Origin of the sequence: Ferruginibacter sp. HRS2-29 (assembly GCF_024343615.1) — a bacterium.
GTDB lineage: Bacteria > Bacteroidota > Bacteroidia > Chitinophagales > Chitinophagaceae > Ferruginibacter.
On sequence record NZ_RJUB01000019.1, the window covers coordinates 10,204 to 37,140 of the forward strand.

The window sequence follows — 26,937 nt, forward strand, 5'->3', positions numbered from 1 at the left end:
TTGCCAAAAAGGCGATCAATAAAAATTCTGACTCATGAAATTTCAATACTACCGGTCGGTTATTTTTCTGCTGTGTACCAGTTTGCTGTTCTTATCGGCCAACGCACAATTCGAAGAAGGTAAGCGTGATATAAGGAGCGGCTATCCCCGGATGGAAGGAACAAACCTGTCCAACACTTCACCGCATCCGTCGAACACCTTAACGTATGCAGCTACTTCCGGAGAGACCGGTAAAACGATTCAGAACATTATCACATTCAAGATCAATGAAAGTTCATCTGTCTACTTTGCATCCGGTTTTACCGCTACTGTTTATTTTACGATAGACAGCAAAGATACCATTACCAGTACGGCCGTTACCACGCATAAATCGCTGACCGTAAATTTTGATAAAGCACCCGGAGCAAAGTATGATGTACGTTCTTATATCGTACTTCCCACTGCTCAACAGGAAGTAAAGGTAACAGTAGATTCGATCAACGTTACAGGTCAATCAGGGTGGGATCCCCGCGCCGTTCTTGAACTGGAAAATGAAATGCGTATCGTACGCTATTACGATCTTTCTTCCGTTGCATCACAGTTACTCCCCATATCCGTTTCCGATACTAATAAGACCGATGCGTTGAAAGTGGTGTGGAACTGGGATCCGCTTTGTCACAACAATCTATCGCAATTGGAATGGGCCTATGTGGAAACGGAAATGGAGGATTATTATACCGTAGGTGGTTCGCTCGATTACAATAAACTATTCAAAAGCAACAGCACGAGGGTAGATCTTGATTATAGCAGCGATAGTTTCAGGATACCGTTGTTATACCCGGGGCCTGGGAAATTATACTATCGGCTTCGCCCTGCGTTGCGTAGAAATACCGGCGCAGTAATTGTTGGCCCATGGAGTACCCCTGTAGCCTATAGTTTTGCCGGTCATGAATTGTCTATGAACTGGCAAAGTAGCACGAGCTTTGCGGAAAATGGAAAATTAAAATCAGTCATTCAATATTTCGACGGAAGCCTGCGTAACCGGCAAACCGTTACAAAGGACAATTCAACCGGTAACACCATTGTGGGCGAAACCATCTACGATCTCCAGGGTAGGCCCAATATCCAGATATTGCCCACACCGACGATTGATAACACCATTAAATATTTTCAAAACTTCAACCGGTTCGTCGGGCAATCGGGTGAAGAAGACCCCTCAAGATATTTCGATCTTACACCGGCTGGGGTACAATGCAGCAGAGCTGTAGCATTGGATACAGTAGGTAATGGAAAATATTATTCCAATCAAAATCCCTGGCTGGCATTAGAAGCGAAATCTAAATTCATTCCCGATGCGCAAGGGTATGCATTTACCGAAACACGGTTGATGGATGATGCTACAGGGCGTGTGAGAAGCCAGGGCGGTGTTGGCCTTACCCACCAGATCAATAACGGGCACGATACAAAATATTACTACGGCAAACCTTCGCAGCCTGAACTGGATGCACTTTTTGCCACGGAAGTGGGGGATGCGTCGCACTATACAAAAAATATGGTGCAGGATGCCAATGGGCAAATGAGCGTAAGTTATACAGATATGCATGGCCGTACCATTGCCACAGCCCTTGCAGGAAATCCTACCAGTGGTATCGATTCAATCATCAATGCGGCCAATTATCCATTGGCAACCGGACTGCTTACCAACCAGCTTTTGACGCCTGCTACCAATATTATTTCCGGAACTTCCATTGAGGCGGTGAACAGTATTTTAGTGCCTGCGGCCAACAATTACGCCTTCACGTATAAACTGGACCCGGCTATACTAAAGCAGTTTGCGTGCAATGAATCCGCCATTTGCTTCGATTGCAAATACGATTTGGAAATATCCATCCGCTCCGAAGATTGCGGCGACTCAACACCCATTATCCGGCGATATCAAAACCTGCAGGTAGTACCCGCAAACAATGCCTGTAGCATTTCGATGGGCTTCAAAGGGCCGGGAGCAGATACGTTGAACAAGGTGATCAACTTCAACCAGTTTCTCAGTACGGGTTCTTATATCATCCGTAAAACACTTACGGTCAACGATTCCATGTTCAGGGTACGAAGAGACAGTGCCCTGAAAGTATTTTTATGCCGTACGGAGCAGCAACTATATGATTCGGTCGTAAGTATTTTATATGCTACTTCTGGCTGCGGTTTACCACCCGGTAATACCTCCGGTTGCGATAGTTGCCGCAATAACCTGGGCACCCGTGCGCAATACCGTCATAGCTATTTGATGGCAATCGGGCAGGATACTGCTGCTTCCAACACTACATACAATACAGAAATAATTACCAATTATATCGCTGATTCACTTAGTTGCGTGCAGGCTTGTGGCATCAGTCCGCAGCTGAGCACCCTGGCGTCATTACGCAACCAGATGCTGGGCGACATGATGCCCTTTATGGGGCAGTACGCGATTGACTCTATTCGTAATGACACTACCGGCTCTGTAACAGCCATTACTTCTTCGATGGCACAGGCACGGTATAATATTTTTACAACGACACCTATCATAGCCGGGCTCACAAAACCTTTTTATAAATACCCTAAAACCGAAACGGGTACCGGTTCGTTCTATTTTGATGAGGAAGGTAGTATAGACAGCACTGCCCATGGTCATGATGCCGATGGGCATGTGATCCTGGATACCATGACACGCGATGTTTTTGCCGGAGCCTTCAAACGGGATTGGGCAAGTAGCCTTATTTATTATCACCCTGAATTTTCAAAACTGAAGCTGGCGGAAGGTTCTCTTCGGGCATCTTATGAATGGCTCGATCGTTTTATGGCCTGCGAAAGCTACCAGGTGGCCGTAGATTCCAATTATGTGCACCCTACAGTAAGCGATCCGTTTTTCAGCGGCGGGTTCGGGTCGACGGATATCGCTACCATGAACCAATACCTTACCGTGCATATGGGTACCAATGCCGCTAACCCCTCCATCTGGAGGGTTGCGAATGGTATGGTACTATGCGCTGGTGAAACCGATGCAAATAAACCGGGTTGTATCAATTTGAAAGATTCCGCCGGTATACAATCCGGATTGACGACCAATCAACAAAATGCTGTGTGGGAAAACTTCAAATCCATGTATGTATCGAACCGCAACGAAATGGTGCTGAAATATATCAACCTGCACGAAGCGGCCGTACTTCCTGTAAGCAGGATGGATTCCTTAAAGAACGAAGGAAAAACATTGGTATTTGCTACAGCACAGGATCTGGCCGATCAGAATGGATGGACCTGGTGGAGCGGTATCAATAGTGAAACGCCCGATACGACTGGTATTGGCGTATATACTTCTACCGTTATGCCTGTAAATCCTTGTGCGGCACAACGTCCTTTCTGGAGAGCCAGGCTGCTGCAATGCGAACAACTGGTGGAATTATTAAATAATCAGTCAGGCACCGATAGCGCTACCGTAAACACTATTCTGCAGGATATACTCGATGGAATGGAAAGCGTATGCACGCATTCGATCACTCCGCAGCAAATGTATGGCGCCTCCAATGTAGCCCCTTCGTATGCAGGATCACCACAAAGCTTTGAAGAAGTTATCAATGGTGTTTTTGCGACACATGGTATCCATACGGTTCCCGGCAATAATTATTATTGCAACCCTTTCACCATCGATTTTCCTAAGCCTTACGGGCTCAATCCTTCTATAGCGGTCAACAACAGTAATGTGATCGACAGCTGTGCGTGTGGCCGTTTTGCAGCATTAAAGCTCGAAGCGGGGGCCGATTCCAGCACCTTCATCAGCATGAATCATTTTCTGAATGTCAATTATCATGATTCACTAACATTGCCCTTGTGGCAGGCGTTGCAGCTTTGCAACGGGGTAAGCAATTGTAATTATACACTCATTGCCGCAACCGATACTTTGCCAATTTTAGGCCGTCCACAAAGCTTGGCACCAACAAATAATGTTGGAACCACAGGTTGTGAGAAGCCTGTAATTTATTCTGCTGACTGGGTTGGGGATATAAATCTCCAGGGCCAAAAGAAGCTCGTCATTACTTATGGTAACGTTAGCCAGAATGGTGTGGTACGTATCTATAACGATACAACATATGTAAACGGTATTTCAGTAAACCCTGATAGCTCTACTGTGTCCTTCTACCTGGATAGTTGTGCTTCTTACAAGCTGATCCTGTTTCAATATGGCGATACTTGCTTTGGAGAATCCGAGCCGTTTTATGTTGATCCGGCACCCGGGTGCCAGGAATGTGTTCGCCCTGTAATAAATTCAGTCAGTGTTTTACCACAATTGTCCTCTTCGGGAAATGAAATAGTTGGCATACATTATACTGTGCCCGCAGGTTCTATCAATTGCAGTGTAACAGTTTATGCCTATTACTTCTCGTCTTCTTTTGGAGAGTATTTTACAAGGCCGCTCAATTGCGCTGCAACATACGATACGATCCATTTGCTGCCATGCCTCCGCTATAAATTCGTTGTCAACAGCACTTCCCCGGATGGCCTGTGCAAACGAACATCTTCTTTCTTCGCCAGCATCGACAGTTGTTATCAGGTAACCTGCGATACAACTGCAGGCACTATCGTGCTGAATGATTTCGTTACCGTTCCTGCTTTCCTCAATTGCGGCTATCAGAAGCCATGTGTCACCTGCGGAAAACTGGATAGCCTAACGGCAGAATTTCATAGTTTGTACCCCGCCTATAACAGTGTGCCTTTCACGGACTCTACTGCTACAGATGAACAGGCACGACAAAACAATCTTTGGGCGAGGTTCCTCAATTACAGGACAGGCTTCTCTAAAAATGCGATCGATTATTTACAGGCATACCGTGGTTGCCTGTCAGCCGCCCCAACAAGTAATGCTCTTTGTTCGTTCGATCCGCCGTTGAATGATCCTTCCGATATTTATCCTGTTGATACCGTGCCTTGCAGGCAGGTAGAAACCCAGGCGCATTTCATTGCGCAGCAGCTATACAACAATATAAAAGATTCGCTGATAGCTAAATTCGACAGCCTCTACCTGGCAAAATGTTTAAGCGCCAAATACACTGAGCAATTTTATGTACGATACCAGCCGAAGGAATACCACTACACCTTGTATTATTACGACCAGGCAGGCAACCTGGTGAAAACGATGCCACCTGCTGCGGTGAAACCAAATTACGATGCGTCTTATCTGGCAAACGTAATTACTAAGCGGGACGCAAATGATGATCTCGCCAATTCATTGCACAATGAAGCATTGGGCACCAATTACCGCTATAATAGTTTGAACCAGGTGATGGTGCAGAAAACACCCGATGCCGGAACCAGTAAATTCTGGTACGATAAATTAGGAAGGTTATCGGTGAGCCAGAATGCCAAACAGGCTTCCCTGAATAATTACAGCTATACGCTCTACGATCTGCTGGGGCGCATCACCGAAGTAGGCGAACGGCCAAACAGTACAGCTATGACGCAGGTCATCAGCCAGAATGCTTCGGGGCTTGCAAGCTGGATAGCAGACAATAGCGCCGGTGTGAAACAGCAGGTAACCCTTACCGTGTACGACCTTGCCTATACGCCATTGGCGGTAACGGTGGCAAATATGGCGGGGCTATACCAGCAGAATCTTCGCAACCGGGTAAGCTACTCATCGATACAACATATCGAAGACGGCGTTGCAGCGCATTGGGATGCCGCTACTTTTTACAGCTACGATATCCACGGTAATGTAGATACGCTCCTGCAGGATTTCAGAACGGGTATGGGGGCAATTACCTGTCTGGATAACGACACTTTAAAAGCCAACCGCTTCAAAAAGATCGTGTACAATTATGACCTCATCAGCGGCAAAGTGAACACGGTGGCTTACCAGCCCGGGTCTGCAGACCAGTTCTACCATCGCTATGAATACGATGCTGAAAATAAACTCACCCTTGTACAAACCAGTAAGGATAAGATATATTGGGAGCGGGAAGCTACGTATGATTATTACCGGCACGGGCCGTTGGCCCGCACAGTGCTGGGGCAAAACCAGGTGCAGGGGCAGGATTATGCCTACACAATCGAAGGTTGGTTAAAAGGTGTGAATTCTTCTGCCATCCTGGCCGCGGCTACCGGCAACAGTTACGATATGGGCACCGATGGTACGGGCCTCCTACATCCACTCGTGGCAAGGGATGCGTATGGCTACAGTCTCAATTATTTTAACGGCGATTACAAGCCGATCGGTGGCAACAGCGCCTTTACCAGACTGAGCCTGCCGTTACCCGTTGATGCATCGACCGGCATCTCAACAGGCTATTCGTTATACAACGGAAATATCGCCGCCATGGCAGTTAACATTCCCAAACTAGGTACTCCGAAAGTATACGGCTACCGCTACGACCAGCTAAACCGTATTAAACGCATGGATGCCATTAATGGAATGTCTGCTGCCGATACTACTATCACACCAGTTCGTACCGCCAATTATCACGAAGAAGTGAAGTACGATCCCAACGGCAATATCCTCGGTTACCTGCGCAACGGTACCACCGAAAATGGCGGCCCGCTCGAAATGGATTCGCTCAATTACGAATACATTGCCAACACCAACAAGCTGAAGCGTGTAACCGACAAGACCGCTTACAGCAACAACTACAAAAGCGACATCGACCATCAACCGGACGCAACTAACTACACCTACGATGCCATCGGCAACCTGGTGCAGGATAAGGCTGAAGGCATTACGCTCATTGAATGGACGGTGAATCGAAAGTTAAAAAGCATTTCGAAATCAAATGGTGCCACACTCGTATATACCTACGATGCGTCTGGCAACCGGATATCGCAAACGAATACTAAAGATGCTGTGATAAAACGCACCTATTACGTACGTGACGCATTAGGAAGTATTCTGAGTATTTATGAAATGAAAGACACGCTCAAACAAAAAGAAATTAACTTGTATGGAAGTAACAGGGTTGGTATGTATAAGGTAAACGTAGATGTCCAAAGCTGCACGACAGTATCTGCTGAAGTCACTAAATTTACAAGAGGCAACAAGCTATTTGAACTCAGCAATCATCTGGGTAATGTGTTGGCAACGGTCAATGATAAAAAAATACCTGTACCGGCGAGTGGCAATACTGCGGTGGATTATTATACCGCCGAAATGGTAACCGCCACGGATTACTATCCGTTTGGCATGTTAATGCCGGTGCGGCAATATTACAGTGATACCGCTACTTATACGGTAGGCAATACATCTACCACCGTATTGGTAGAAGATACCACGTTATCGCAATTGTACAAGCACAGCTTTAATGATACGCCGTCTACTCATCCGTATGTAACCGTACCCAATGTGCTTAATAGCAGCCTTAGCGGCAGCAGCTGGACCAACCACCGCGGCATCTGGACAAGCTATGCTGGCAACACAGGTGCAGGTAGAACGATCGCTTTTGATAACAGTACGGCGGATACCGCCAGGCTAACCTTATCTCTGAATATTGCCAGCGGAAAAAAAGCTACGATCAAATCGTTCTCTTTCTTTCATCGGGCAAGCCTTTCAGGATACAGGCGGTGGAAGATGTATATCAATGGTATCGAGGTGGGGCAGGATACGGTGTATTTAAGTTCTACCGGCTCGGGAGCTAATACCTTGCGTACAACAGGCACAAGGAATGTGCTGAATGCAGTGAGCGATCTTACCGCCACTATTACTGTATTGATGAAGCTATACGACCATGATCTGGCGTATCCTAACGGCAATGCGGGTGGAACCTTTAGGATGGATGATTTTATTTTAAACGGGTATGTGAATGATGGAGGATTGAGTGCGGAAAATGGAGTGCAGTATGCGAATATGGGGGGGTATAGGTATGGTTTTAATGGGCAGGAAAAATCGGATGAAATAAAAGGAGAAGGGAATAGTTATACAGCTGAGTTTTGGGAGTATGATCCGAGGATCGGCAGGAGATGGAATCTTGACCCAAAACCTTCTTTTGGAATCAGTGAATATTCTGCTTTTTTGAATAGTCCAATTTCTAATGCTGATATTATGGGTGATACACCCGTAAATAAAATCGGGGGAGGAACTTATGAATTAGACCCTGGAACTTTTAAAGTACACGATGGCAAAGTAAGAAATTTAGTCGGTTCATCTGTAACTGTTCAACCCCCGGCCAATACCTTAGAACGCTTTACATTGACTGGGGATAACTTGACTGGCGGATCGATAACCTTTGTGGCAATGTTTGGCGATAAATCAGGAAAGTTCCTAGGATATTTTTGGGATAGGAAACCAGATGTCTCATATGACGCATTTTTAGAAGAAGGGGAAAGAATTGTTTATAACAATTATGTTAGGCACGCTAATGATGATATGTGGGATCCGGACTTAACGGAAGATGAGGCTAGAAAAAACTTTATAAATAGTAGTTTGGGTGTTACAATGCCAGCGATTCACATTAGGCCCTTAACAATTTTCAACGCAAGCCAAAAAGTCTTAAATTCACCAATTATTCGAGAGGTTAAAGACTATATAAACCTCTTTAAGCCTATCAATGAATTTGATGTTACAAAAACATTGTATAGGGGAACCACAGGAACTGAAGGAGTGAAACCTTCGTTATTTTTAACTGATGATGCAACTGTTGCAGCAACATACATAACGAATGGCGGTCAGGTAATGGAATATCAGATGACTCAATATTCGCTTAAGGAATTACAAATGAAAGGTGAATTGCTTTTAAAAACAGGTATTAATGGGCCTACGGGAATACCAAGCACTGAATTTCAGTTTGTAGGGAAGAACTTAGTTGATGCTGTTAATAAAATTGGTAAACCGCATAATTAATTAAATTATGGAAAAATTTTGTTGTGATAATTTCCGTTTTCGCCATAGCGGCGACAGTAGGATGGGCTTGAACTTTCGAATCATAAAACTTAGCCCTGAATTTATTCTAAGGGCGAAATACAAGGGGAATTTATATAGATACTTCATATCAGAAGGTTATGAAAAGCTCGATGAATTAAAAACCCAATTTATTTTTATGGAATTTTGCCCATATTGCGGTAAAGAGTTAAAAAAAGTTTATCAATCTGACGCGTTCGTGAATGAAACCAATCACGGTTTTTAATTCATTGATCAACGTAATGTATTTAGTGTTTGTAGGTCATGTAAAAGATGACATAAAATTTCAATTGATATCTTAGGCACAGAAAGATAAATTTATTAACAGACTCGGAGCGATATGCGATAATAGCGAACATTGCCTTCAGAGACCGCATATTGCAAACAAACACCAAAGGTAGTGTTGCAAAACGCATCTACTATGTTCGCGATGCTTCGGTCCAAGGCAAAGGACATATCATAGTCCAAACAGAAAAAGTGGGAGTGGAGGGGCACAAAAAAAGCGCAATTCTAAAGGCTTTATTTATAATCCAGGAGCAATACATTAGCAATATGAAAAGTATAAAAGTAAAGGCGAAAGAAATTCAATTTTTAAAGAATACATGTGAAATAGACATATTAAATATGTTCAAAAGCAACTTTTTATTTGAAGAAATTTCACAAAATTGCATTTTTTTAAGTGATAACAACTCGAATTAACAAACGATCAGCTATTGATAGCTTTGATGCAAAGAGAAATTTACAAAGGTGAGATAAATTCAAATGGATTAATTATCGAAAATTTAATAGATAAATTTATGTAATAAATTTCTTCGCCCGTGTTGGTACAATGGCGATATTCCGAAACTTAAGTGACGATACAAAGGCTTTTATCATAGATTATGGTTCGTGTTTCACGAACCAAGGCGAACAGCCCTTCCACACATCCGTATGTTACGATTCCCGATGTATTCAACAGAAGCCTCAGCGGCAGCAGCTGGACCAACAGTCGGAGCGCCTGGACAAACTACGGCAGCAATACCGGCCTGGGCAGGTCGATCGCGTTTGACAATACTATTGCCGATACAGCTACGGTAACTCTCACTTTTAATGTCGCCAGCGGAAAAAATGTGACCATTAAATCGTTCTCGTTCCTCCATAAGAGCAGTCCTACGGGCTACAACCACTGGAAGTTGTTCATCAACGGCATTTATGTGGGCGACAACACGGTGTTTGTCAGTAGCAGCAGTACGCTACAGGCCACCGGCAGCAAAGCAGTAACCAACGCAGTGAACAACCTGACCGGCACGGTAACAGTTACGATGAAACTCTACGGCCACAACATTCCGGGTACTGCGCAGGGCACTTTCCGGATGGATGATTTTATTTTGAATGGGTATGTCAATGCTGATGGAGCGAGTTCTGGAAGTGGCTATCAGTATGCGAATAAGGGGGGGTATCGATATGGGTTTAACGGACAGGAAAAGTCAGACGAAATTAAAGGCGAAGGGAATAGTTATACCGCCGAATATTGGGAATACGACCCGAGATTGGGTAGAAGGTGGAACTTAGACCCGGTACCAAAAGTGGGGGAAAGTGAATATGCCTGTTTTGATAATAATCCAGTTACTTTAAGTGATGAGAATGGGGATGATCCTGGAAAACGTACCAAAAAGAGTAACGGATATGATTATGCAGCGGCTTTGCGCTACCTGACTATTCATTATAACGGAGCAAAAGTTGCATATAACATTTATAGAGCTCGTCAGGAATTTGGACATTTTAATGCAAAGTACAATGACGCTTACAAAGGACAAATTGCACAGCGTGCTGCTTCAAGTTACTCAGAGCAGAACATGCTTGTAACAGGTATCGATCCGGCAAGTTATGCTAAAATAATAGGTGATTACTATGAAAAATTTGAAAAGGGATTTAATTTGTCAGGTAATGAAACTATGGCTAAGTTAAAGTCTATCTATAACGACAAAACTCTTGCAAATGCCACGGATATTTTTAAACCAAATTTAAGTGTAAATGAAGCTCACTATGCAATTAAGGCATGCGACAAATTATTGGATGATTTAACTGACGCTGCGTTTACAATTGCTCAGAATCAGGAACAAGCAATTAAGCGATGGGGACTTTGGGTTGAGTTTGCTTTTCCTTTGATGGGAGTTAATGTGGGTGGTGTTGGGAAAATTCCTGCTTTAAATCAAACCAGAGGATTATCAAGAACTTTCCCTAATATTACAAGCACTAAGACGGGACTTACAAATCCACAGTTAGTTCAAAAGTCTGCAACTTTAGCAGAAAGGGCTATTGGAGGTACAGGAGGTGCTGCAGGTACTGCAAAACATCAATACGCATCTGAACTTTTAAATCGTTATCAACGTATGTACGGTAATCGAGGATTAGAACCAGGGTTATACTTTAATAACGGTGTTGGTAATCGTGGCTTCCTTGATGTTATTGACCATACGAATGGTATCATATATGATTTTAAATTTGGTAAAGCGGTGATGAGCTCAGGCCAGTATAATAAATATTTTAACAACTTCGGTTTACCGATACAAATAGTCAGACCCTAACAAACAATGGCAATAGATAAAGAAGTAAAAAAGAAAGTTACCGAGGACTGGTTAAACGCCTTTCCTCAACTTTCAGCATTTGCACAAAATAAGTTATATAAAATGATTGGCTGTTGTGTTGCTGGAATAGAGTTGATTAAGTTGCCTCATTCGGAAGAATACCGACCCCACTTTGTAATTTATTCTTTATGGCAAAATGATGTAAAAAAGTGTTTAGATGCACCTGTTTTAATGAAGCAACTTTATAACAAGAAAGGGTTGCAATTTAATATTCCTTACGAAAAGCATACTACCTTTTTTAATGATGCCGTAGACTGCTTTAAAAAGCAAATGCCTGTTTCGTTTAATGGCGATTTTACTTCGAAATTATTGTTTGAATTTGTGGATAGCCTATTTAGTGATATGCTGGTCAAATCAAATTCAGCGGAGCAAGCAAAACTATTTGAGCTAAAGTTTTATGTGGCTTTATATACAGGCAATCAATCCCAGGTTCAAAATGTTTTACATCAAATAAAACAGGCGAGTAGAAATTGGAATATGCAAATGTTTGAAATACGGTATGGAAATTTTGATACTTGGCTACAAGTATTACAAGAAAAAGTTAATAGCCGTGACGAGTTTTTAAAGCAGGTAGAAGCAAATAAGCAGGATAAAAAAATATCGCAGTTAAAAAGTTCAGAACTTACAGCATAATCAAAAGCCCGATTTTATCGGGCTTTTGATGTTTTAGAAATTGACTTTCACGTCCAATAGATCTTTCATTCTTTCTTAGTGAAAATAGAGTTGATGATTTTGATCAGAGCATTTTTTCATCCTCATCAAGTTGAGAAATCAACATCAGTTGCTCATTTAGTTCGTGGTTCTGAAGCGCTACCACAGAATTTTCATTATCGTTCAAAAGGTTGTCGGCACTGATAAGCAGCGACTCGGAGTATGGAATTTTAGCAGTTAAATATCACTATAAGTAGTTTGAAATGTCTTTTACATTATTTATCAAGGTTCGAGACTTTTAATAAGACTTGAATTGTAATCGTCCAAAATATTGGATGGTAAACTTCTTAAGACTTTCCGCATGGATGATTTTATTTTGAATGGATATGTAAATGATGATGGAACAAGTTCTGGTAGTGGTTATCAGTATGCGAATAATAAAAGTTATCGATACGGGTTTAATGGGCAGGAAAAATCGGATGAAGTAAAAGGGGAGGGGAATAGTTACACGGCGGAGTTCTGGGAATATGATCCAAGAGTTGCAAGAAGGTGGAATTTAGATCCCAAACCCTCTTCAACTGCAAGTAATTATTCTGTATTAGGAGATTCTCCAATATGGCTTGCTGACTTGCTAGGAGATAAAGGTGATACATTATCTTACAACGTATCAAATAATGAAACTTCCGCCGACATCGCGTCAATAGTGAAAAAAGATAATCAGAAATTTATTAATTTTAATCCATTGGGAACTGTTGAATTATCGAATGAATTTAGAAATCTTCCCGCCGCAGAACAACAGAGACTTCTAAACAGTGATGAAGGGCTGAGTTTACTGAATTCTATGATCAATAATGTTAATAATTATTATTATTCAACCACGGATCGAGTAAAATTCAAGAAAACGGACGTGAGTGGAGTCCCAATGATTGGGCCGGACGGTAGGGATCTTATAATTGATGTAAATTTATCGGATAAATATAATGTTGGCGACAAGCTTGAGGATTATGATCCTGCGGATCCCAATATTTATCCTTTGTTTTTAAGCTTTACAAATTTGTCAAATACTATACGTGGTGATGAGGCTACCGTAGGATATGGACAAAAGCCTTCGCGCGAAACGAAAATTAATTCTATAAATGGGTCATTTACAAGAAAATTCGACGGTGAAGTGTATATCGCACCGGGTTCATTTTACGCAAAATCAATTGTTGGCACTATAAAGATACAAGTGCCCAGAGCCGCCGTTGTTTTTCACGAAATGCGTGAAAATTTTCTTAGAGTTGGTGGCATGAGCTATCCTAATGCGCATAATCAGGCAATTATGGATGCGCTAAAAACTGTTAACTTTGGTATGGGCTATAGTCCAGGAGAAAATTTTTCATTTTTTATTTTAGGATCAACAACCAGAAAAACAAATTAAAATATAAAGATTATGCTTAAAATTATATGGGTTTTTATCTTGCAAATTTTGATAATTAATGCAAAAGCCCAGAGTTCGAATTTCTTGTTTGACAGTCTACACGTAGTCGCGATACCAGAAATTAAAAATGACAGTATATATTTAAACGTCGTTATTAAAAATAATAGTTCTTGCGAAGTATTAATTCCTGGGAGGAATTCATTTTTTGTCAAAAACCTTTCCAATCAATTTTATTTTGACGCGAACGCTTCGAAGTATGTTTTAAGGTTGGGGTTGAATAATAGGCATTCGGGAATGCCTCGGGAGTTTTTAGTAAATTTAGTTTCATTGCCTCCTAATAGTGAATTGACACTTGAAACTTCCAAAATAAAAGCATATCCGATTCTTTTTAAACTCGACTTCTTTTTTGACTATATTTTTAAAAAGGGTATAAATCCGGATATTCTCAATGTTAATGATAAGAAATTTTCGATGAATGGAAATGACTATGTAAGCGAATGTAAAATGATAAGTATTTATTAAATTAAAGAAGAAATACAGTTTAATAATCACATTTTCAATTTAATTTTTACTTAAGATTGAATTTTTGGTGATTGTTCATGAGTTATTACTGAATTTTAAACTGTCGATCAACTGAGTATTATAATTATCTAATACGTCCGAAGGTAAACTCTTCAAGTAAATTTCTGTTGTTTTTAAACTTGAGTGTCCCAACATTGCGCTGATTGCATTTACAGGAATTTTTCGCCGTTGTTGGTGTTATCACCAACAACTTCCCGGATTTTTCTCCAAATAATTCATTCAGCGAAATGAGTTAGTATGTTGAAGCTATTAATACCCGAATGATAAAATTTTATTTCTTTCTAAGTCGCAAGATGTCGTTGGTGATAACACCAGCAACGACGAAATTCCGTTTTATTTTTGCCGAGCCTCGGCAGCAGCTGGCCCAACCACCGTGGTATATGGACCAGTTATCCCGGCAACTCCGGCGCAGGCCGGGCGATCGCTTTTGATAACAGCACAGCGGATACCGCCAGGCTTACCCTTTCTTTAAATATTGCCAGTAGTAAAAAAGTCACTATCAAATCTTTCTCTTTCTTTCATCGGTCGAGTGGGTCAGGTTACAAACGCTGGAAGATGTATATTAATGGAATTGAAGTAGGGGATAGTACCGTTTTTGTAACTTCTACCGCAGCCCTGCAGGCCACCGGCACCAAATCGGTACGCAATCCGGTAAATGATCTTACGGGAACCATTACTGTTCTGATCAAGCTTTACGATCACGAGGCGGCTTATCCTAACGGTAACGCAGGCGGTACTTTCCGGATGGATGATTTTATTTTAAATGGATATGTGAATGATAATGGAGCAAGCACTGGAAGCGGGGTACAGTATGCCAATAAGGGAGGGTATAGGTATGGGTTTAATGGGCAGGAAAAATCAGATGAGATTAAGGGGGAGGGGAATAGCAATACAGCCCTATACTGGGAATTTGACACTAGAATCGGAAGACGTTTCAATTTAGATCCTAAACCAAACATCTCGATCAGTCCTTATGCAACTTTTGAAAATAACCCAATATTATACAATGATATCTTAGGAGATAGTATTCCTGTAAGATTTCAGAATCGAGATAATACTGGTGATGACAACGCTATTCCTGATCTTGTTCAAAAAATGTATAACAAAGAATATGGTATTAAAGTAGGATACAATGCAAAAACTCAAATGCTGTATTATGACGGGGATGTAGAAACTGATGAGAAAGTGTCGCAGTCTGCGAGGAGTATGTTAATTGCTCATTTAAGTTCTACAGATTCAAAAGAAAAATCTATGAGAAAATTTGGAGACATTGTTTTCGGTTATACTGGAATAAAAACTACAAATGGCAATGAAGTTAGTGCAAGCCATGGAATGGCAGGTACGAATTTTATTAGAATTTTGGGAAGAGGTAGTCGGCATACGTTATTTGTCAACATGGATGCTTATAATGATGATTTAACTTTAAAAGAATGGGATTATTCAGGATTGACCTCACGCGGTTTTTCCAAAAGAACATTTAATATGGCTCGTATGTATGAACACGAATATTTTGGACATGGTATTAAAAGAAAACAAGATCCGTCTCGAGAAGGTTTTACAGCAGGCAAGGTGGAATTTTTACCGAATTTATTTAGGACTGAAATGGGATTACCAAAACGTTCGAACTATGGGATAAATACAGGAAAGGGATTGGTAATACTTTTCGGAATTGATGCAAAAGAAGTTAGAAAAATAAACTTTAATTATAGCTTAGTTCCAACTGCACCCTATATTATTCACTCAATTATTAAATAAAAATGATAACAAAATATCTTATTACCATTGTTGCAATAACAACTATTTCATGTGGCTCAAAAAGTATTATCGGAACTTATCGAAGACATTATAATCCTGATGAAGGGACTGTGCCTTCGGTTAGAAAAGAAAATCTTTACGTTAATTCGGATTCATCTTATCGAATAGTATCGTACAGTTCGTTAAAAAATAATTTGAAAGACAGTACCGTACAAGAAGGGGTTCTAACGGCGTCCAAACAAAAAAACACTTTTACACTTATTGACAAAAATTACAATAATCCTTTATGTATTGTTTTGAAAAAAAATAAAATTTACTTTTTTGATTGCAGATTTGGAACCGAAAGAATATTAAGATATCCTTTTATTCGAAGTAAGTAATTCTACAAGTTGACAATAGCAAATCTTAATTTTTTAGAGATATCTAGATTGTATAAATTGGCCGGATTAATTGAAAACAAAAAACTCCTTCGGAAAAAGAAGGAATGGCGCTTTGGAATTAATAAAAAATAACTAATGAAATTGCTTGAAATCATCCCACATCTTAAAAACATTAGAAGTGTGGATAATTTAATTTCTGTTCAGATTCCAAATCTGGAATTAGGTTTAATAGACGTTTTTTTAAAAGATAGCCTTAATACTCAATCGGAGGTTAAATTTTTTGACGCGGATGCAATTCCTAATAATATTGAGATAGTATTAGAGGGAGTTACTTATTTTAATCTTTTCCCTTTAGCTATGCTTCAAGAAATGGTAGAAGATTATATATTGACAAATCCAAATATTAGTGAACTAGAAATTGCAGAAAACATTCTCAAATATTGAATTAATGATGTATAATTTTTGCCCCCGTTGGTGACATTTTCTGTCCGAGTGGGTAATGCTTTTGCAATTTTACTAACGCAGTTTAGAGTATTAAGCACGACACAAGAACCTTATATAAATTTGGAGCACTAGTTACCAGTGAAGTGTGAGGAAGCTTTCGCTAGCGAATTAGGCGCTTATACAGCGTCACCTGTTTGGACAATGACACTCTAAAAGCGAACCGTTTTAAAAAGATCGTTTATAACTACGACCTGATCAGCGGTAAAGTGAATAGGGTAGCTTATCAGCCAGGGTATGCAGACCAATTCTATCACCGCTATGAATACGACGCAGAAAATAAACTCACGATAGTACAAACTAGTAAGGATAAGATATATTGGGAACAAGATGCAACTTACGATTATTATCGTCATGGGCCACAGTCTAGAATGGTGCTGGGTGAGAATCAGGTGCAGGGGGTAGACTATGCTTATACAATAGAAAGCCGGTTAAAAGGCGTAAATTCTACCACCATATTGGCTGGGGCTATCGGCAACAGTTATGATATGGGTACCGATGGCACGGGTCTCGTGAATCCACTGGTTGCAAGGGATGCATATGGTTTTAGTCTCAATTATTTTGCGGAGGATTATAAGCCAATAGGAGGCTACAGTGCGTTTACCAAACAGAGTTTACCATTACCTGTTGACGCATCAACAGGCATCTCAACAGGATATTCGTTGTATAATGGAAATATTGCAGCAATAGCGGTAAACATTCCTAAATTAGGAACTCCAAAAGTATATGGTTACCGCTATGACCAACTGAACCGCATCAAACGGATGGATGCCATCAATGGCATGTCTGCTACAGATACCAGCATAACACCTGTACGTACCTCCAATTATCACGAGGAAGTAAAATATGACCCCAACGGAAATATTCTTGGGTACCTACGCAATGGTACCACCGAAAATAGCGGACCACTCGAAATGGATTCGCTCAATTATGAATATATTGCCAATACCAATAAACTTAAACGCGTTTCCGACAAAACTGCTTACAGTAACAATTACAAAAGTGATATCGATCATCAGTCGGATGCAACTAATTACACCTACGATGCTATTGGCAATTTAATACAGGATAAAGCGGAAGGAATTACAGCAATTGATTGGACGGTATATGGAAAAATTAAAAGCATCACTAAAACGAATGGTGCAATAATAGAATATAGTTATGATGCATCTGGAAACCGCATATCACAGACAAATACTAAAGGTTCCATTGTAAAACGCACCTATTATGTGAGGGACGCGTCCGGTAATATTATGAGCATATATGGTATGACGGATACGCTAAAGCAGAAAGAGATTAACTTATTTGGAAGTAGTCGTCTAGGTATTTATAATGTCAATATTGATGTTCAAAATTGCACAATTGCTCCTCCGGAAATCACCAAATTTATACGTGGGAACAAGCTATTTGAATTAACAAATCACCTCGGTAACGTGTTGGCAACGGTAAGCGATAAAAAGACACAGGTGCCAGCTTCCGGAAATATCACTGTTGATTATTATACAGCAGAAGTAGTAACGGCCACTGACTACTATCCATTTGGTATGCTGATGCCTTTACGGCAATATTACATCGACACCACCACGTATGCTGTGGGAAACACTTCTACCACAGTATCGGTAGAAGATACTACTGTGCAGCAATTGTATAAGCACGGGTTCAACGATACGGCTTCCACTCATCCATATGTAACGGTACCCAACATACTCAATAGTAATTTAACCAGTAGCAGCTGGACTAACCACCGTGGCATATGGACCAGCTATCCAGGAAACTCTGGTGCAGGCAGAACTCTCGCTTTTGATAATAGTACAGCGGATACTGCCAGGCTAACGCTTTCTTTGAATATTGGCAGCGGTAAAAAAGTTACCATTAAATCGTTTTCTTTCTTTCATCGTTCCAGTGGTTCAGGATACAAACGTTGGAAGATGTACATCAATGGAATTGAGGTAGGTGATAGCACCGTGTTTATAACTTCCACCTCAACACTACAAGGTACCAATACTAAACTGGTGCGGAATCCGGTAAATGATCTTACTGGAACCATGACAGTGTTGTTGAAACTTTATGATCATGATCCCATTTATCCTACTGGTAATGCTCAAGGTACTTTCCGCTTGGACGATTTTACTTTGAATGGTTATGTGAATGACAACAGCAGTAGTTCGGGAAGTGGATATCAATACGCGAATAAAGGAAGTTATAGATATGGCTTTAACGGGAAGGAGAATGATAATGATGTGAAGGGAGAAGGCAATCAAATTGGTTTTGAAGCGAGAATCTATGACCCTAGGTTGGGAAGATTTCTTAGTCCAGACCCCAGAGAAACCGAGTATGAATGGCAAAGCACATACGCATATTTTAGAAATTCCCCAATCAGCGTTGTGGATGTCAAAGGTGAAGGGGGAGATAAAAAGGGTAGTAAAAAACAACAGCCTTCTAAAGGTCTTGTTAATGTGTCTTTCTATCCTGCTTCAGATGTTTTAGGAACTCAGGATGCTGTTGGGGCTGATGGGGATAAGGATAAAAAAGATGATTGTCTAACTAATTTTATAACTTCGAATACTAAAGTTTCTTCGCCGACTTTTAAGACTTTCCCAGTTACAAAGCTTAGAGACATAAAAAAGCATTTATTAAAACTAAAAGACGATGGCTACGAAATTGGTACGGTAATTTTGAATAGTCATGCAAATTGGTCAGGTGATTTTTGGTTGGGAGGAAAACACAGAATTGGAGATTTAAATGCAGTATTAAAAGGCAATTTAGGGGCAAATTCAGTAATAGTTTTAAATATGTGCAACATAGGGGCCGGAGTAGATGCCAACGCAAGGAAGAATGAATTGTATTCCTTAGCAACGGACATTAACAGAACGGTATTCGCATCGATGTCATTTGGCTCAGGGCGGAGTGATATGTTTAATACAAGTGGAACCAGAAATCCGATGTCTACAGAATTATGGGTTAGTCATTATAAGCCAGGGGGTGCTCATGGCACTTATCCGGATAATACCATTTTATATCAAAATTGTTATTTGCAAGTATCGCCTCAATTAAATGTTACGAATCATTTCAAAGTCGTTGCTAATGTAGTTATCAACGCCCATGGTTTTGGTTACTACAATACCAGCAATAGTGCTCAATTAGAAAAGAATAAAAAACTTCTGTTAGAAGCACAAAAATTGGGTAGGCGTGAATATAATCCTGTACCAGTGAGTTCGGCCGATGCCAAAGCAAATTAAAAGAAATATTATTATGAAAAGTTTATTTGTTATTTGTCTATTTGTATTTTCAGCGTGTCATTTTAGTGATAATGTTAAGCCGTCGAAAGAACTTGGTAAAACCAATCAGGAGCCTATGTCAGTTAAGTGGAAAAAAGAAGTACTGTTTACGAACCAACCGAGTGAACATTTTTCTTATGAACTCAGATTCAATCGAGAAGACTCAATGGTTATTTATTCTGTAGATAGTAAATCTAAAGATTATTATGATCCCCTTTATCTTAATCACCTAATGATTGTATCAAAAGAGAAGTCTATCTCAATTAGATTTAAATATCAAAAAAAAATAAGTCAAGATTTATCGTATGACTATAAAAAATTAGATTTTACAAATATTGACGATATTTTTATTACTGATAAGACAAAAAAAGAGGGGCAAAAAGATTTTGAAGGGACAGTGAAATTATCTTCAACTGACGAAATAAATTCTTTTTTAGTAAAAGAATTACACGTCTATAAGCAATGAAACAAATGTAGTTCTGTCTTGGTGGGGTATATATTATATCTGAATGTTTGTATTCGATTCACTTTAATTCATCAACCCATAAGATTTTATTATCCTCCATATCAAACAAAAATTTCTTTCCATTACCCTCAAGCACAAACACAGGCTCTTCTATATCAAAAAAAATTACAGACCAATAGTATCGAAGATCGGTAACGCTTAGTTTGCGTTGAATGATTTCCATACCAGCAAACTCTTTTTTTATTTGTGCTAGCACAGTTTTATAATCTTGACCAGTCTGAATTATTTTGGCAGGGATTTTTTCGAATGAATTGCTATTCTCAAAATTCTGAGTCTTTAATAAAATATTCCCTTCTTTTATGCTAGCCAGGCTTGGGATTTTCGAATACCTTTTCCAGAGATTTGGCCCTATTATCATTATACTATCAAATAGATTAAAAGTATTGCTATTTTGAAGCTCTTCTAAAAGTAATTTTGCTGCTTTTTTATTTACCGTTTCTGGTGCTCGTTTATAAGCAATTCCTTTTGGAACTGAAACATTACTCTGCGCATTAGACAGCAAGTTTTGGAATAGAAATAAAACAAGTAATAAAATTTTTCTCATAACATTTATTTTAAATAACGACAATATTCTAAAAATTTAAAGTTATTTAAGATTGAGCAAAAGCTTGGAATTATATTCATCAAGAAGATCTGATGGTAGGCTCTTCAAGTAGATTTCAGTCGTTTTTAAACTTGAATGTCCGAGCATGGCACTAATTGCGTTGATGGGAATATTCTGCAACATAGCATGGGTTGCAAAAGAATGTCTGCTAACATAACTTGTTAGGTTCTGCTTTATGTCGCACATCTCTGCGATCGTTTTCAAGTTTTTGTTGAACTGCCTCCTACTTATTTGAATATCTCGCTCTTGTAACAAAGAGCTGTCGCGCTTGATTACAGGCAAGATGTATTTTGAGTGCGGGTTAAGTTGTATATACTGTGAGAGAATATGGGCAAGGCTATCCGTCACTTTGATATCGTAAAGCTTACTCGTTTTCCTACGACGATATTGAATACGACCATCAGTAATGTCTGATTTTCGCAGATGAGCCATATCTGCAAAATTCATCCCATACATCATATAGCTTGCAACAAAATAATTTCGGGCGTCAAAACAAGGATGATCTTTCGGTAGATCGAGGGCGACCACTTTCGAAAAATGATGTGCATCTAATGCTCTTTTTTGGGTAGGCTCCGTTTTTATTTTGTAATCTGAGAAGGGGTAGAGTGATTTATCAGTTACTCCGGCTTTAATACCTTGATTATATATTGATCGAATTGTTCGCATATAAACGGCCAAACCATTCAGCTCATTACCAGAAGATAGGTGGTAATTTTCAAAGTTGACAAGGTAATTGTAATTAATCTCTTCGAATTTCAGTTCTCTATAATGGACCTCTTTGAACTTAGTCGCAAACTTAAGTTTATTGGTGGCTTTTGGATTACCGCCCATATTTTTTTCAAGCGGTTTACCCTTATTGAAAGTTTTGAGTGAATTGATGACGCCACGATAAGATTTTGCCGTGCCAACCCGATCGGAATTAATTAAATTGGTAATCAATTTTTCACTGAAATCATAAAATGACTGGCTTGTATATGTAGGATCGATGTGCTGCTTAACAGCAGTCACACTATAAGAGGCCTGCTTTGATTTTTCCTCAAGCTTCAAAACTTTGTCTAAAGCCTCAGCCTTCTTTTTTTGGATTTCGTTATTAAGGCGTGTGACGTTAGTAGCACCTTTATAAGATTTTTTTTACTTTAAGCGCTTTCTCATCCCAATCCTCCTTTTTGAGATGAATGCCTGTTTTGATGGAAGTGGTTTTTCTATTATGGGTGAGGCGCAAAATGATCGGATATGTTCCATCCGCTTTGGATCGCCTAGTATCAAGTGATACTTTTATGCTGGTAGAATTCATTATAGTATGCTTTCGGAGATATAAAGTAACGAAATTATTTGCACGCAATTTGCACGCAAATCGCATATTCTTATAACATGATATGTTTTTATGTAGGATATAATTGTCTGTTTTTCAATCAAATGAAAGCAGATCAATTCATATAAAACCATTCATCACAAGACTGTTAATCAGAGGGTCTCTGGTTCAAGTCCAGAAGGGGGGGAGCGGAAGAAAGGTCAATCGAGAGGTTGGCCTTTTTTTATTGTATTTTTTAATTTCCAGACGTATTTCATTTATATACTTTAGTTAATCATTAGGTAGGTACGAATGGGTTCAAGCCCAGAAGAAGGAGCGGAAAGAAAGGTTTCAAACTTTTATCGTTTGAAACCTTTCTTATTTGAAATACATCTGGCGAAGAAAGTTACTAACCTATTCCTTATTATACCGTTCCTACATATGTAATTTAAATTGATTGAAATTTCCGCCATTAAATGTATTTTTGTATATTTGTGATGGAATTTGTCATCATATTGATATTTTATAAATGATGATTAATTCCATCATAATTGCCTTAAATACTTTATAACGATGGTAAAAAGCAACATAAACTGGAATAGCATGAGCGATCGATCACTTTTAGTTACTATTGGTATATTTCTAAAAGCAACTCGTTTGCAACAGAATAAAACACAGGCTCAGGTAGCAGTAGCGGCAGGAGTAAATAGATCAACCGTTGTGCAACTGGAACAAGGAAATGGTGGAAATTTACTTAGTCTTATCCAGGTTCTACGGACACTTGACCAATTGTTTATATTTCAGCAATTAACAGTACGCACCGAGCCAAGTCCTCTTGCACTTGCTAAGCTGGCGCAACAGCAAAGACAACGAGCTACACCAAAAAAACAACCCGCTGACTCACCTAAAAAAAGTGACTGGTAATGATTGACACAGCTTATGTAAACTTATGGAATAAACGCGTAGGGGCAGTGTATTGGGATACGAATGAACAGTTGGGATTATTCGAATTTGAACCATCTTTCCTTTCGGGCAATTGGGATGTTTCACCACTAAAAATGCCCTTAAATTCGGCAGATGGACGTATATTTTCTTTTCCGGAACTTCGCGGTACCAATACATTTAAGGGGATGCCGGGGTTGCTGGCAGATGTGCTGCCTGATAAATATGGGAATGCATTAATCAATGCATGGCTATCCAAAAATGGTCGGCCTTCGGGAGATATGAACCCGGTTGAATTATTATGTTTTATTGGAAAGCGTGGTATGGGGGCACTCGAGTTTGAGCCCGTGATACCTAAAATAGCTGATGGAGCTACCAAAATAGAACTAAATGAACTTATCCAACTGGCACAGGATATTTTAGCAGGACGTGCAGACTTTTCAGTTGATCTTGGAAAAGACAAAGTAAAGGCATTGACAGATATTTTAAAGATAGGATCCTCAGCGGGCGGCGCCCGGGCAAAAGCAGTGATTGCTTATAATGCTACCACCTATGAAGTACGTTCAGGGCAAGCGGAAGCCCCTAAAGGGTTTCAGCATTGGCTCATTAAATTTGATGGAGTTACAGATATTGAATTGGGAGCAACCTATGGGTATGGGCGGATAGAAATGGCGTATTCACTTATGGCAAACGCTGCGGGAGTAAAAATGATGGAATGCAGGTTATTAGAAGAAAATGGACGGGCACATTTTATGACGCGAAGATTTGATCGCGAGGCGGGGAAAGGAAAATTACATGTACAAAGTTTTTGTGGTTTGGCGCATGTGGATTTTAACGAAATCAGTTCTTTTAGTTACGAGCAATTATTTGAAGTAATGCGATCATTACGGTTGCCCTACCCGGATGCCGAGCAACTTTTCAGGCGAATGGTGTTTAACGTAATGGCGAGAAACTGCGATGATCACACCAAAAATTTCGCATTCATTATGGATAAAACAGGCAAATGGTCTTTATCACCAGCCTACGATGTATGCTATTCGTACCGGCCCGGCAGTGTATGGGTTAGCCAGCATTCTATGAGTATAAATGGAAAGCGAAAAAATATCAACCGTGCAGATTTGCTGGAGGTCGCGCGAAATATGAATATAAAAAAAGCCGCTGCTATTATCGATGAAGTGGCTGCGGCAGTAAGGGATTGGAATAAGTATGCTGAGGAAACTGGAGTAGATGTGTTATTAATGAGTGAGATTGGGAGAGAGCATTTGATATTATAATAAACATAAGATAAAGCTTCCGCTTTAATCAGGAGTTTCTTATTAAAGTCCAGAAGGGGAGCGGAAAGAAAGGTCAATCGAGCGATTGCCTTTTTTGTTGAATGGAATTCTTCTTGTACGGTCAGTGCGGGCGCAGCGCGGCAATCTCTGGCAGTTTAAATTCAAATGTATATTTACGACAATAAAACCTCCGCCGGAATACCCAATTCCTGGTGAAAGAGCCTGGCCAGTTCCAATGTAAGCGGCTTACGTTTATTTAAGATAGCCGATACATACCCTTTGTTTCCCACTTTGCCCACCCAATCTTTATTTTTCAACCCCAGATCCTGCATCTTGAGCTTGATGGCATCTATGGCATTTGGTAGTGGAATAGCATAATGGGCATCTTCGTATTGTTTGATCAATAAAAGTGCTACCTGCACTTTTTCACCTTCGGCAGAGCTGGGTTTTACTTTAGCGGCAAACATAGCATCTACCCAGTCGAGGTATTGCTGGTATTGTTTTTTTGTTTTTATTATTTTGAGCTCCATGGTTATCTTTTCTTTTTGTTTTGAACGAGCGTAACATCAATCTTATCATATTCAGCATGTGTACCAAACCATTTTACCTGGATGGCTTTAAAATCAAATACAATCCTCACTACTAACCGGTAGTTGTTGCCCATGATATTAAAAACTACCCGGTCGTCTGCCACTTGGCTGGCATTGCCATATACCCGCTTCAATTCGTGAAAGTTCTTAAAATCGCAGTTTACCAGTTCATGATACCACTCCTGTAGGGCGGTAGCAGCCAGGGGGTACTTTCTGCAATACTCCAGTAATGTTTGCCTTGTAATGATATTAAACACTTTTTGTAAAGGTAAATAAAAAGTTTTCTAATAGAAAACTTTTTAAATGAAACAATGTTTGTTTTTTTGTCGGTATCCCTCGCGATTTTGTTGATCGGTCAGTTAACCCTTTCGCTGAAAGGCGTATCGGGGAGAAACAACAAAACTGCTTTTTCGGCCAGGTCATTTATTGTGCTGTCATCCAGTTCGCCCGAGTTGGTTATGATCTTTTGTATATCGTTCAATGTCACAATATCATGATCGCCCATCCGGCGTATCATTTTTTCTATAATAAAATATATGAACCTTGCTTTATTGGAATTGTATGTTGACATAACCAGTTTTTTTCAAAACTATGGAATGGGGGTGGTGTGGCATGGGGAAAAACAACGGAAGGCAATGGGATTTTTCGGAGAAATAAATGGCCGAATTAACTCAGAGGGGGAAGAAGAGTCAATCCCAAAGTTGTCTTTTTTATCCATTATTCTTACTGTAAAGAAAAAGTATTTGTCAGTTGTTTTAAAATTTCGTCAAGAGTAATTCCAGCCTGCCCCTGTTTTCAGCACATTATATTGGTTGCCCCTTGCTACGGCAATGGTATTGGCTTTTACAGTACCGTTCACTTCCAGCTTTTTGGCCCGGTGGTAAAAGGATGGATCAATGATCATACCTGACCCGGGTGCTCCATAGGGTGTTGGTTTTAAGAAAAGAGGAGCACATTCTTATCCCCTGATACTGTTTTTCATCTACCTGAAAAGCACTTTCATCCACTTTATAGCCGATTTTTTGTAATCAATGATTTCTGCATACTATTTTCTTTTATAAAGCGTTATTCAGTATACCTTAATAAATGCCGGGCGGCGGTAGCCGCATCCAAAATCTAACAATGAAGCAAACCATACTCTGCAAATACCACGGCCGGCGGCCGGCGAAACGGGCATACCCGTAATGCCCGAAACATAACCCACTCTTATCTATCATCACTATACGTTACCTCTTAACCCACTAACCACCATGAGAAAACCGATCAGTTTTTTGAAAGCCAAATGGCAGTTGCAAGCTATTTTTCTGGCGATGTTCCTTTTCATTTTTACAGGCATCAGCAATGCCCAGCTGCTTGGCCAGCAGGGAAATAAATTAGTAGGCACCAACCCCATAGGTTATAGCCCACAGGGGACATCGGTAGCAATTTCTGCCGATGGCAATACGGCTATTGTGGGTAGCGACCAGGACAATGGCAATGTAGGAGCAGTATGGTTTTATACCCGTACGGGTGTAAACTGGGCGCAGCAGGGCCCCAAAATGGTTGCTACAGATGCCGTAGGTGCACCCCACCAGGGCTATTCTGTGTCTATATCTGCCGACGGCAATACGGCTGTAGTGGGTGGCT

18 protein-coding genes are annotated in these 26,937 nt (G+C 40.2%); 11 read left to right on the forward strand and 7 right to left on the reverse strand.

Translation table 11 applies throughout. The features are described from left to right. Nucleotides 1-34 precede the first annotated feature (34 nt). From EGI32_RS08405 to EGI32_RS08440, 8 genes are all read left to right on the forward strand, one after another. Entirely contained in the window at nucleotides 35-8,833 is an 8,799-nt protein-coding gene (locus EGI32_RS08405; RefSeq protein WP_255154946.1) for a DUF6443 domain-containing protein, read from the forward strand. A gap of 938 nt (nucleotides 8,834-9,771) precedes the next feature. After that, nucleotides 9,772-11,457: a hypothetical protein gene (locus EGI32_RS08410; RefSeq protein ID WP_255154947.1), complete on the forward strand. Its 1,686-nt coding sequence runs from the start codon at nucleotides 9,772-9,774 to the stop codon at nucleotides 11,455-11,457. A 6-nt stretch (nucleotides 11,458-11,463) separates the two neighbouring features. Continuing rightward, the gene (locus EGI32_RS08415) at nucleotides 11,464-12,150 is read left to right on the forward strand and encodes a hypothetical protein (protein ID WP_255154948.1); all 687 of its coding nucleotides are present in this window, start codon (nucleotides 11,464-11,466) and stop codon (nucleotides 12,148-12,150) included. Nucleotides 12,151-12,529: 379 nt separating this feature from the next. Continuing rightward, complete coding sequence (locus EGI32_RS08420) at nucleotides 12,530-13,588, forward strand: hypothetical protein (RefSeq protein WP_255154949.1); 1,059 nt, start codon at nucleotides 12,530-12,532, stop codon at nucleotides 13,586-13,588. 921 nt (nucleotides 13,589-14,509) lie between these two features. Continuing rightward, on the forward strand, nucleotides 14,510-15,925 hold the full coding sequence (locus EGI32_RS08425; protein WP_255154950.1) for a hypothetical protein: 1,416 nt from the start codon (nucleotides 14,510-14,512) through the stop codon (nucleotides 15,923-15,925). Nucleotides 15,926-16,440: 515 nt separating this feature from the next. Further along, on the forward strand, nucleotides 16,441-16,749 hold the full coding sequence (locus EGI32_RS08430) for a hypothetical protein (RefSeq protein ID WP_255154951.1): 309 nt from the start codon (nucleotides 16,441-16,443) through the stop codon (nucleotides 16,747-16,749). 194 nt (nucleotides 16,750-16,943) lie between these two features. Then, on the forward strand, nucleotides 16,944-20,045 hold the full coding sequence (locus tag EGI32_RS08435; RefSeq protein ID WP_255154952.1) for an RHS repeat protein: 3,102 nt from the start codon (nucleotides 16,944-16,946) through the stop codon (nucleotides 20,043-20,045). 13 nt (nucleotides 20,046-20,058) lie between these two features. Then, nucleotides 20,059-20,550, forward strand: coding sequence for a hypothetical protein (locus EGI32_RS08440; RefSeq protein WP_255154953.1), 492 nt, complete (start codon nucleotides 20,059-20,061; stop codon nucleotides 20,548-20,550). A gap of 58 nt (nucleotides 20,551-20,608) precedes the next feature. Here the strand turns inward: EGI32_RS08440 and EGI32_RS08445 are convergent, their stop codons facing one another. The 3 genes from EGI32_RS08445 to EGI32_RS08455 all read right to left on the reverse strand — a co-directional run bounded on the left by EGI32_RS08445 (nucleotide 20,609) and on the right by EGI32_RS08455 (nucleotide 22,508). Further along, a complete protein-coding gene (locus EGI32_RS08445) occupies nucleotides 20,609-21,154 on the reverse strand; it encodes a hypothetical protein (protein ID WP_255154954.1) in 546 nt (181 codons plus the stop codon). A gap of 42 nt (nucleotides 21,155-21,196) precedes the next feature. Beyond that, nucleotides 21,197-22,261 carry a site-specific integrase gene (locus EGI32_RS08450; protein ID WP_255154955.1) on the reverse strand — a complete coding sequence of 355 codons (1,065 nt, stop codon included), beginning with the start codon at nucleotides 22,259-22,261 and terminating at the stop codon, nucleotides 21,197-21,199. A gap of 70 nt (nucleotides 22,262-22,331) precedes the next feature. Then, nucleotides 22,332-22,508: an Arm DNA-binding domain-containing protein gene (locus EGI32_RS08455; protein WP_255154956.1), complete on the reverse strand. Its 177-nt coding sequence runs from the start codon at nucleotides 22,506-22,508 to the stop codon at nucleotides 22,332-22,334. Nucleotides 22,509-23,108: 600 nt separating this feature from the next. Here EGI32_RS08455 and EGI32_RS08460 point away from each other — a divergent pair. Both EGI32_RS08460 and EGI32_RS08465 read left to right on the forward strand, forming a co-directional pair. Continuing rightward, nucleotides 23,109-23,429, forward strand: a complete 321-nt coding sequence (locus EGI32_RS08460) for a helix-turn-helix transcriptional regulator (RefSeq protein ID WP_255154957.1) — start codon at nucleotides 23,109-23,111, stop codon at nucleotides 23,427-23,429. After that, nucleotides 23,429-24,721 (forward strand): type II toxin-antitoxin system HipA family toxin, encoded by a 1,293-nt coding sequence (locus tag EGI32_RS08465; RefSeq protein WP_255154958.1) that lies wholly within the window; start codon nucleotides 23,429-23,431, stop codon nucleotides 24,719-24,721. The genes EGI32_RS08460 and EGI32_RS08465 overlap by 1 nt, the downstream gene beginning before the upstream one ends. A gap of 173 nt (nucleotides 24,722-24,894) precedes the next feature. Here the strand turns inward: EGI32_RS08465 and EGI32_RS08470 are convergent, their stop codons facing one another. From EGI32_RS08470 to EGI32_RS08485, 4 genes are all read right to left on the reverse strand, one after another. Continuing rightward, the gene (locus EGI32_RS08470; RefSeq protein WP_255154959.1) at nucleotides 24,895-25,251 is read right to left on the reverse strand and encodes a type II toxin-antitoxin system HigA family antitoxin; all 357 of its coding nucleotides are present in this window, start codon (nucleotides 25,249-25,251) and stop codon (nucleotides 24,895-24,897) included. 2 nt (nucleotides 25,252-25,253) lie between these two features. After that, nucleotides 25,254-25,568 carry a type II toxin-antitoxin system HigB family toxin gene (locus tag EGI32_RS08475; protein WP_255154960.1) on the reverse strand — a complete coding sequence of 105 codons (315 nt, stop codon included), beginning with the start codon at nucleotides 25,566-25,568 and terminating at the stop codon, nucleotides 25,254-25,256. A 98-nt stretch (nucleotides 25,569-25,666) separates the two neighbouring features. Then, nucleotides 25,667-25,882 carry a hypothetical protein gene (locus EGI32_RS08480; RefSeq protein WP_255154961.1) on the reverse strand — a complete coding sequence of 72 codons (216 nt, stop codon included), beginning with the start codon at nucleotides 25,880-25,882 and terminating at the stop codon, nucleotides 25,667-25,669. A gap of 195 nt (nucleotides 25,883-26,077) precedes the next feature. Next, on the reverse strand, nucleotides 26,078-26,215 hold the full coding sequence (locus EGI32_RS08485; protein ID WP_255154962.1) for a hypothetical protein: 138 nt from the start codon (nucleotides 26,213-26,215) through the stop codon (nucleotides 26,078-26,080). A 346-nt stretch (nucleotides 26,216-26,561) separates the two neighbouring features. Between EGI32_RS08485 and EGI32_RS08490 the strand changes: the two genes are divergently transcribed. Continuing rightward, nucleotides 26,562-26,937, forward strand: a 376-nt coding sequence (locus tag EGI32_RS08490; protein WP_255154963.1) for a hypothetical protein, incomplete at its 3' end; no start/stop codon positions are given.

Excerpts from the sequence above, each read along its gene's own strand:
- EGI32_RS08405 (WP_255154946.1), top strand. The coding sequence starts at position 35 with ATGAAATTTCAATACTACCGGTCGGTTATTTTTCTGCTGTGTACCAGT.
- EGI32_RS08410 (WP_255154947.1), top strand. The coding sequence starts at position 9,772 with ATGGTTCGTGTTTCACGAACCAAGGCGAACAGCCCTTCCACACATCCG.
- EGI32_RS08415 (WP_255154948.1), top strand. The coding sequence starts at position 11,464 with ATGGCAATAGATAAAGAAGTAAAAAAGAAAGTTACCGAGGACTGGTTA.
- EGI32_RS08420 (WP_255154949.1), top strand. The coding sequence starts at position 12,530 with ATGGATGATTTTATTTTGAATGGATATGTAAATGATGATGGAACAAGT.
- EGI32_RS08430 (WP_255154951.1), top strand. The coding sequence starts at position 16,441 with ATGAAATTGCTTGAAATCATCCCACATCTTAAAAACATTAGAAGTGTG.
- EGI32_RS08440 (WP_255154953.1), top strand. The coding sequence starts at position 20,059 with ATGAAAAGTTTATTTGTTATTTGTCTATTTGTATTTTCAGCGTGTCAT.
- EGI32_RS08445 (WP_255154954.1), bottom strand. The coding sequence starts at position 21,154 with ATGAGAAAAATTTTATTACTTGTTTTATTTCTATTCCAAAACTTGCTG.
- EGI32_RS08455 (WP_255154956.1), bottom strand. The coding sequence starts at position 22,508 with ATGAATTCTACCAGCATAAAAGTATCACTTGATACTAGGCGATCCAAA.
- EGI32_RS08460 (WP_255154957.1), top strand. The coding sequence starts at position 23,109 with ATGAGCGATCGATCACTTTTAGTTACTATTGGTATATTTCTAAAAGCA.
- EGI32_RS08465 (WP_255154958.1), top strand. The coding sequence starts at position 23,429 with ATGATTGACACAGCTTATGTAAACTTATGGAATAAACGCGTAGGGGCA.
- EGI32_RS08470 (WP_255154959.1), bottom strand. The coding sequence starts at position 25,251 with ATGGAGCTCAAAATAATAAAAACAAAAAAACAATACCAGCAATACCTC.
- EGI32_RS08480 (WP_255154961.1), bottom strand. The coding sequence starts at position 25,882 with ATGTCAACATACAATTCCAATAAAGCAAGGTTCATATATTTTATTATA.
- EGI32_RS08485 (WP_255154962.1), bottom strand. The coding sequence starts at position 26,215 with ATGATCATTGATCCATCCTTTTACCACCGGGCCAAAAAGCTGGAAGTG.